This window comes from Polaromonas sp. DSP2-3-2b2 (assembly GCF_049895905.1).
Taxonomy (GTDB): domain Bacteria; phylum Pseudomonadota; class Gammaproteobacteria; order Burkholderiales; family Burkholderiaceae_C; genus Polaromonas.
In genome coordinates, this window is record NZ_JAFCTH010000010.1 from 140,022 (window position 1) to 147,233 (window position 7,212).

Genomic DNA, 7,212 nt, shown 5'->3' on the forward strand with positions numbered 1-7,212 from the left:
GGGGCGTGCCATTGGGTCTGCGCTTTTACAGCCTGATTTCGGCCGCCAGCGGCGCATGGTCCGACAGGTGCGACCACGGATGGCTGGGCAGCACGATGGGCGAATGGCCGACCGCATTGCGCACATAGATGCGGTCGAGCTGCAGCAGCGGCAGCCGGGCCGGAAAGGTGCGCGCCGCGTGGCCGTTGGCCTGCACGAAAACCTCGTGCATGTTCGCGCCCTTGGCCATCTGCGCATGGGCGCGGCGGCGCCAGTCGTTGAAGTCGCCAGCCACCACGACGGGCGAGCGCGCCGGGATTTCCTTGCGCACCATGTCGCACAGCAGCTTGATCTGCTGGGTGCGGTGGGTTTCGACCAGTCCCAGGTGCACGCAGATGGCGTGCACATTGCGGCTCTGGCCGGGCACCTGCAGTTCGCAATGCAACATGCCGCGCCGCTCGGGGCCGCTGATGGAGATGTCGCGGTTTTCAAACTTGACAATCGGAAACTTCGACATCACCGCGTTGCCGTGGTGGCCGTTGGTGTAGACCGCGTTGCGGCCATAGGCAAACTGTTCCCAGATGCTGTCGGCCAAGTATTCGTAATGTGGCTCGTCGGTGTAGTTGTCGAACTTTTCGGCATGCTTGAGATGGCTGCCGGCGACTTCCTGCAAAAACACCACGTCCGCGCCTACCGTGCGCACCGCGTCGCGCAGTTCGGACAAGATGAACTTGCGGTTGAAAAAGGTGAACCCCTTGTGGATGTTGACCGTCAGCACCTTGAACGAACAAGGCGCGCTGACTTCGGAATCGACTTGGTCAGCAGCCTTGTCGGCGGGTGCGCTAGGCGATGCAGGCAGGGACGGGTCGGGAATGAAAGGCTGCATAGGAAGTGAAGAACCGGAAAAAGGCACGAAAAGCCCTGGTGATTGTTTGTCTGCAGGGTTGGAGGATCTGTAGGACAGTAACTTATTTAAGCCTGTCCAGCCAGCGCCACATCTCTTCAATCCGGCAGCTGGCATGACAGGCAAACCTAACTGACTGCGGGCTGAATGGTTTTCTGGAAAGCTTGCTGCGGCGATTCAATCGTCGGCATCGGCCATCGGCATTGTGCTTGTTTCATCACCCAACTAGGAGTGAATTGAAATGCAGCCAACAGTTGGCAGCGCTGGTTTGTTGTTATTGAAAGCCATACGTCCTACATGGAGTCCTGTTTTCTTTCGATGAAAAAGGCAGGCGAGCAACCTTAAATTCGAGACAGCTCTTGATGCATGCGACGCGTCGAGCGTAATGTTTAACAACCCTGCGGGGTAAGGGAAATAGCATGTCGAAAAAATTGTTTTTGAAATCGATCTCCATGACTGCTGCAGTGGCAGTTTCGTTGTTGCTTGGGGGTGTGGCCCAGGCGCAAACCGGTGGAACGGCTGCAGGCTCTACCTCAGGAATGGCCGGCTCGGGCACGAATAGTTCCAATGATGCTTCTGGAAAGCCTTTGAGTGCTGAAAACCCTTCCGCATCAGGCAATGCCGCACGCAAGCCTGCAATGCCGAGCGCTAGCGGTGGAACCCCTGCGGGCATGGCGGGCTCGGTTACGAATAGCCCTAATGACGCTTCTGGAACGCCCATGAGTTCCAGCAATCCTCCTGCTACCGGTACCGCTAAACCGCGCAGTGGCATGGCCAAATCTGGCGGCATGGCCAGTGACCATGATGCTTCTGGAACCGCCGGCAAGACCCGCGAATCCAGTATGAAAAATTCTGAAAAGAAAGCAGACAAATCGCAAAGTTCTTCCATGAAAGGCAAATCTGGCATGGATTCAAAAAGCACCGAACGCAACAGTGCGACCAACCCTGCAACCAACTCTGGCATGACTCCTAATAGTCAATCCACCACCAATACGCGATGAAACGAGTTATCCAGCTAATTTTTAAAGTCATTCCCAATTGAGTAGGGTGCCGAGTGGGTCCAGGGAAAGGCTTGAAATACCTTTTTGTCGAACTTTGGCCATACCCGGCACGATCAAACACTCCATATGACGCTCGCTGACTGGTCTGGTCACCAAATACTCAGTATGCAACTAGGCTTGCCGGCAAGCGGTGTTTATTTAGGCCGGGGTGCTATCAATGATTTGTCGGGCCGTGAAAGTGTCCCGTCGCGCAATTCAGCAACTGCTCGGCCTATGGCGCGTGCAACATTCTTAACTTCTTCCTGCATGGCGGTGTCAACGTCCAATGTGTCATGGCTGGTGGCATAGGGCTCGTAATAACCAACAAACCGGTCGAGCCGCGACTTGCTGCCGGCGTCCACCAGCCCCATCCAATCCAGCCAGTCCGACAGGCCACGCCGCGAGCCTTCAATGCCGGCCACGTCGCCATGCACCACCAAGCCGTAAACCCGGCCGGCCAGGTGCTTGGGGTAGTCCCATCCCTGGAGTTCCAGCGCCTTGGCCTCTGCCGGTTTTTTGCCATGCGTCGAGCTTGGGTCCGGGTTGCCGCCGTCGGCGCAGACCAGCCGGTCGATCATCAGCTTGAGCGGGCTGGGCGACTGGTACCAGTACACCGGCGTGACGATGATCACGGCATGCGCGGCGGTCCAGCGCTCATAAATATCGGCCATCCAGTCGCTGGTCTGCCCCAGCGCATGGTTGGGGTAGCAGCTGCACGGCCAGTGGCACAGCGGCATGGCGGTGGACACACAGCCCTTGCACGGATGGATGTTGAGGTGATAGCTTGACGTCAGCAGACTTAAGTCGAGCACATCGACCTCCAGCTGCGACTCCTTGAGTGTTTCTTCGGCCCACTTCACCATGCGAAAGGTCTTGGAGATTTCGCCAGGGCAGGAGCCGTCGTTGCGCGACGAACCACAGATGAGCAGCACGCGTGAACGCGTGGCCGGTTTGTGCCAAGCGGCCTGCGCGGTTTCAATCTTTTCGCGCGTCGCCCGCCACTCCGATGACAGGTCGTAGTCTGGATCGGCGTAGCCCGGGCCAGCTTTGTCTGTCAGTGGCTCCTTGCGGCCTTCCTGGTAGGCATCCCAGGCAAGAGCTTCGACGCGCGTGATGGCTTCGTCTTCAGCGCGAAATGCCGGGTCCATGAAAGATTGCATGAAGCGTTCATGGAACGCGCTGCGCGACAACGGGGCTGGCGCCTGGCCTTTGCGTACTTCAGTCATTGCACCAGTTTATGCACGCCGGGCGCTGCCAGCGCCAGGTCTGGATTTTGTCTTACAACGCCTTAGGATTTTTCCGATGAATTGGGAAAAAATGCATGGTGAGCGGCTATTACGCAATAACTGTGGTTGTTGTCAGCTATTAAAAAAGGAGTGGCCGCTATTTCTTGCGGACATGAAGAGACCCGCACCACCGCGCGCAAAAGCGCAGCCGTGCAGGTTTTTTCAAGACGCCGGCTTGGCAAATACGCGCAACCGAAAAGCTGTCGGTCAGCCCTTGTAGTGCATGCCGCCGTGGTGGCCTAGGCCTTCGCTGTCACCCATTTTGCGGTGCTCGGCATCAAAGGTCTTTTGCTGTTCAAGGCTCAGCGCGGCGTAAAAAGCCTTGGTGGCGTCGCCGCGCTTGTCCATCTCGGCATTCATTTCAGCCATGCGCTGGGTGCGCAGCGCCTTCATTTTGTCGATGCGCTCGGGCGTGGTCAGCTTGTCGAGTTCGGCGCGCTGCGCGGCCATGGGACGTTCGCCGCTCATCATGCGGGCCGGCGGCTGCATCGAGGCGGTGAAGGTGGTCCAGGCGCCTTCCTGGGCTGGCGTGATCTTGAGCCTGGCTTTCAGTTCGGCCTGGCGCTTGGCCATCCAGGCCTGCATTTTGGCGGAGTCGTGGCGGCCCATCGTGTGTTCGCCGTGATGCGGCATGGCGTTCTGGGCTGCCGGTGCCGACGTGCCGGGTTGCAGCGCGGCCGGGGCCGCGTCGGTGCCTTGCGCGATGGCGTTCACGCCGGCGGTGGCCAGCAGGCTGGCAAGGACCAGGCCGTTCAGTGATTGGAGTGCGAATTTCATAAAAGCTTCCCTTTGGGTGAAAAAGGTCTGGCACCAGGAATTGGCGACAGCTTGGATGCAAGTCTGGCGCGCCTGTGTATCGCCGCCATTGCGCCGTTGTGATGGTTTGTAAAGTTGGGTGAAATCCGTGTGGCAACCACCGGTTTTTTACAGCCTGCCTGGGATATGCTTTGGCCTCCAAACGTAACAGGAACCGGGCTGGCCATGAGTTTTTTATCGGAACTGAAAAGTCGGGCCAATGCGTTGCAAGGCCTGGAACTCGGCGCGCAGCGTGACCTCATGGCCTCTACCCAAGCCTGCGAGCAGGCCTGCCGAACGGCGCTGGTGTATCTGCAGGATTTGTGCGCCCAGCTCAATGTGATCAAGCCGCCGGCGCCAGTGGTTTACAGCCTGGACGGCAAGGCGCCTTTTGCCCCTTTCGCGGCGCTGGCGCAGCGCAATTTCCGCTGTGACGCGCGCCGCAAGATGCTGCGCAATGCCGAAGTGTGCGATTACATCGGCGTTGGCTGGGATTTGTTGCCCGCCACCGGGCCGGTCGCCACCCACACCGTCAGCGTGAACTTTCCGCCCGACCTGGCGCGGGTGACCGAGCGCCTGTCGGTCGGCCAGATCGCCCACGAGCGCAAGGAGCAGCGCCATCCCGAAACCAGCAAGCTTTTAGCCTATGTGTTCGACTACCAGACCGAAGCGCACGCCTTCATCACGCTGACGCCCGACCATGACACCGGCTGCATCGCCTTTCGCGTGACCAACGTGGGCGGCTTCGGCGTGCTCACCACCCGTTATCCGGCCGCGCAGGTCACGAACCGGCTGCTCGACGAACTGGCAAAAAAGCTGGTCGGCCAGCCCAGCCGATTCGGCTGACAACGGCGTCCCTTTCCGCACAGGGATATTGCCCGGCCAGCCCGTGAGTGCTTACAATGTTTGCAGCTTGTCGGGGTGCCCGGGATGTTCACATCCGGGGCTGAGATCGCAAATTTGCGAGACCCGCTGAACCTGATCGGGATCATCCCCGCGTAGGAAACAAGGCACTTTGGCTCCGGAAATCCGTCATTCCTCGTAGAGAAGGTTTTTTGACGGCGACAGCTCCGGCTCCCCAGGCAGGCACACCACCTTTTTCTGGAGACAGCCATGGCCAAAACCCCTCTTTCCGTCAACGCAGCGGACCTGACTCGCCGCATCACGCGCACGCCTTTTCCGGGCTCGCGCAAGATCTACATCGAAGGCTCGCGCCCCGACATCCGCGTGCCGTTTCGCGAGGTCAGCCTGACGGACACGCTGGTGGCCGAAGGCAGCGAGACCCGCCGCGAGGCCAATCCGCCGCTGCGCCTGTTTGATTCGTCAGGCGTGTACACCGACCCGACGGTGGCGATCGACATCACGCGCGGCCTGTCTGCATTGCGCGCCGCCTGGATAGCCGAGCGCGGAGACACCGACGTCCTGCCCGGCATCAGCAGCGCCTATGGCCGCGAACGCCTGAACGACCCTTCGCTGGCTGCACTGCGCATGGCCCACGCGCCGGTGCCGCGCCGCGCCAGGGTGGGTGCCAATGTCTCGCAGATGCATTACGCGCGCAAAGGCATCATCACGCCGGAGATGGAATACATCGCCATCCGCGAGAACCTGGTGCGCGCCCAACTGGCCGAACGCCTGGCGACCGAGCGCATGCCCAAGACCGGCCATTCGTTCGGCGCGTCGATTCCCAAGGACATCACCGCCGAATTCGTTCGCGACGAAGTGGCGCGCGGCCGCGCCGTGATTCCAAACAACATCAACCACCCCGAAACCGAGCCGATGATCATCGGCCGCAACTTCCTGATCAAGGTCAACGCCAACATCGGCAACTCGGCCGTCACGTCGAGCATCGAAGAAGAAGTGGACAAGCTGGCCTGGTCGATCCGCTGGGGCGCCGACACCGTGATGGACCTCTCGACCGGCGAGAACATCCACGAAACCCGCGAATGGATTTTGCGCAACTCGCCGGTGCCGATTGGCACGGTGCCGATTTACCAGGCGCTGGAAAAGGTCAACGGCAAGGCCGAGGACCTGACCTGGGAAATCTTCCGCGACACGCTGATCGAGCAGGCCGAGCAGGGCGTGGACTACTTCACCATCCATGCCGGTGTGCGCCTGGCCTATGTGCCGCTGACGGCCAACCGGCTCACGGGCATCGTCTCGCGCGGCGGCTCCATCATGGCCAAGTGGTGCCTGTCGCACCACAAGGAAAGCTTTCTGTACGAGCATTTCGAGGACATCTGCGAAATCATGAAGGCCTACGACGTGTGCTTCTCATTGGGCGACGGCCTGCGCCCCGGCTCAATTGCCGACGCGAACGACGAAGCGCAGTTCGCCGAGCTGCACACGCTGGGTGAACTCACGCAAATCGCGTGGAAGCACGACGTGCAGGTGATGATCGAAGGCCCCGGCCATGTGCCGCTGCAACTGGTCAAGGAAAACGTCGAGAAGCAGCTCGAAGCCTGCTTTGAAGCGCCGTTCTACACGCTTGGCCCCTTGATCACCGACATCTCGCCCGGCTACGACCATATTTCGTCCGCCATGGGCGCGGCCAATATCGGCTGGTACGGCACGGCGATGCTGTGCTACGTGACGCCGAAAGAGCATCTGGGCCTGCCGAATCGCGACGACGTGAAGCAGGGCCTGATCGCCTACAAGATCGCCGCGCATGCGGGCGACTTGGCCAAGGGCTACCCGGGCGCGCAGATGTGGGACAACGCGGTCAGCAAGGCGCGCTTCGAGTTCCGCTGGGAAGACCAGTTCCGCCTGGCGATCGACCCCGACACGGCGATGGCCTACCACGACGAAACCCTGCCCAAGGAAAACGCCAAGGTGGCGCATTTCTGCTCGATGTGCGGGCCGAAGTTCTGCTCGATGAAAATTTCGCAGGAAGTGCGCGAGTTTGCGCGGCTGAACCCCTCAACGACGACCTTGGCGAAGGCGCCGGGCGTGATTGCCATCCAGCAGATCAGCAGCGGCTTTGCGGAAAAAGCCGAGGAATTTCGCAAGGGCGGCAGCGAGATTTATTCCTGAATCGACCTGGTTCCCGTTTGACTCCTTCCCCCTCTGGGGGAAGGCAGGGATGGGGGCCTCCCCAAACCGAATCAGGAGTCGCTTGCATATGCTATTAAAAAAGGGGCTTAGGAACCAGAGCTTATCGACAGCTAAGCTAAGTTCCTATCGTGATTCAGAAAAACCGGTATTTCAGGCA

The 7,212-nt window shown here is 60.0% G+C and carries 7 protein-coding genes and 1 riboswitch; of the genes, 3 read left to right on the forward strand and 4 right to left on the reverse strand.

Features of this window, described 5'->3' with window-relative positions:
- Nucleotides 1–25 precede the first annotated feature (25 nt).
- From ACP7AD_RS10925 to ACP7AD_RS10935, 3 genes are all read right to left on the reverse strand, one after another.
- On the reverse strand, nucleotides 26–865 hold the full coding sequence (locus ACP7AD_RS10925) for an endonuclease/exonuclease/phosphatase family protein (protein WP_426147054.1): 840 nt from the start codon (nucleotides 863–865) through the stop codon (nucleotides 26–28).
- A gap of 292 nt (nucleotides 866–1,157) precedes the next feature.
- Nucleotides 1,158–1,847, reverse strand: a complete 690-nt coding sequence (locus tag ACP7AD_RS10930) for a hypothetical protein (protein ID WP_426166116.1) — start codon at nucleotides 1,845–1,847, stop codon at nucleotides 1,158–1,160.
- A 231-nt stretch (nucleotides 1,848–2,078) separates the two neighbouring features.
- Nucleotides 2,079–3,149 carry a flavodoxin family protein gene (locus tag ACP7AD_RS10935; RefSeq protein WP_426147058.1) on the reverse strand — a complete coding sequence of 357 codons (1,071 nt, stop codon included), beginning with the start codon at nucleotides 3,147–3,149 and terminating at the stop codon, nucleotides 2,079–2,081.
- On the opposite strand from ACP7AD_RS10935, the gene ACP7AD_RS10940 reads away from it, so the two are divergent.
- A complete protein-coding gene (locus tag ACP7AD_RS10940) occupies nucleotides 3,082–3,429 on the forward strand; it encodes a hypothetical protein (protein WP_426147076.1) in 348 nt (115 codons plus the stop codon). The two genes, ACP7AD_RS10935 and ACP7AD_RS10940, sit on opposite strands and share 68 nt — an antisense overlap.
- Here ACP7AD_RS10940 and ACP7AD_RS10945 read toward each other — a convergent pair.
- On the reverse strand, nucleotides 3,417–3,986 hold the full coding sequence (locus tag ACP7AD_RS10945) for a Spy/CpxP family protein refolding chaperone (protein WP_426147060.1): 570 nt from the start codon (nucleotides 3,984–3,986) through the stop codon (nucleotides 3,417–3,419). The two genes, ACP7AD_RS10940 and ACP7AD_RS10945, sit on opposite strands and share 13 nt — an antisense overlap.
- A 204-nt stretch (nucleotides 3,987–4,190) precedes the next feature.
- Here ACP7AD_RS10945 and ACP7AD_RS10950 point away from each other — a divergent pair, with 204 nt between their 5' ends.
- On the forward strand, nucleotides 4,191–4,850 hold the full coding sequence (locus ACP7AD_RS10950) for a hypothetical protein (RefSeq protein ID WP_426147062.1): 660 nt from the start codon (nucleotides 4,191–4,193) through the stop codon (nucleotides 4,848–4,850).
- A gap of 61 nt (nucleotides 4,851–4,911) precedes the next feature.
- Nucleotides 4,912–5,026: riboswitch (TPP riboswitch) on the forward strand.
- A gap of 91 nt (nucleotides 5,027–5,117) precedes the next feature.
- Complete coding sequence (gene thiC, locus ACP7AD_RS10955) at nucleotides 5,118–7,034, forward strand: phosphomethylpyrimidine synthase ThiC (protein ID WP_426147063.1); 1,917 nt, start codon at nucleotides 5,118–5,120, stop codon at nucleotides 7,032–7,034.
- The last annotated feature ends 178 nt before the right edge of the window (nucleotides 7,035–7,212 follow it).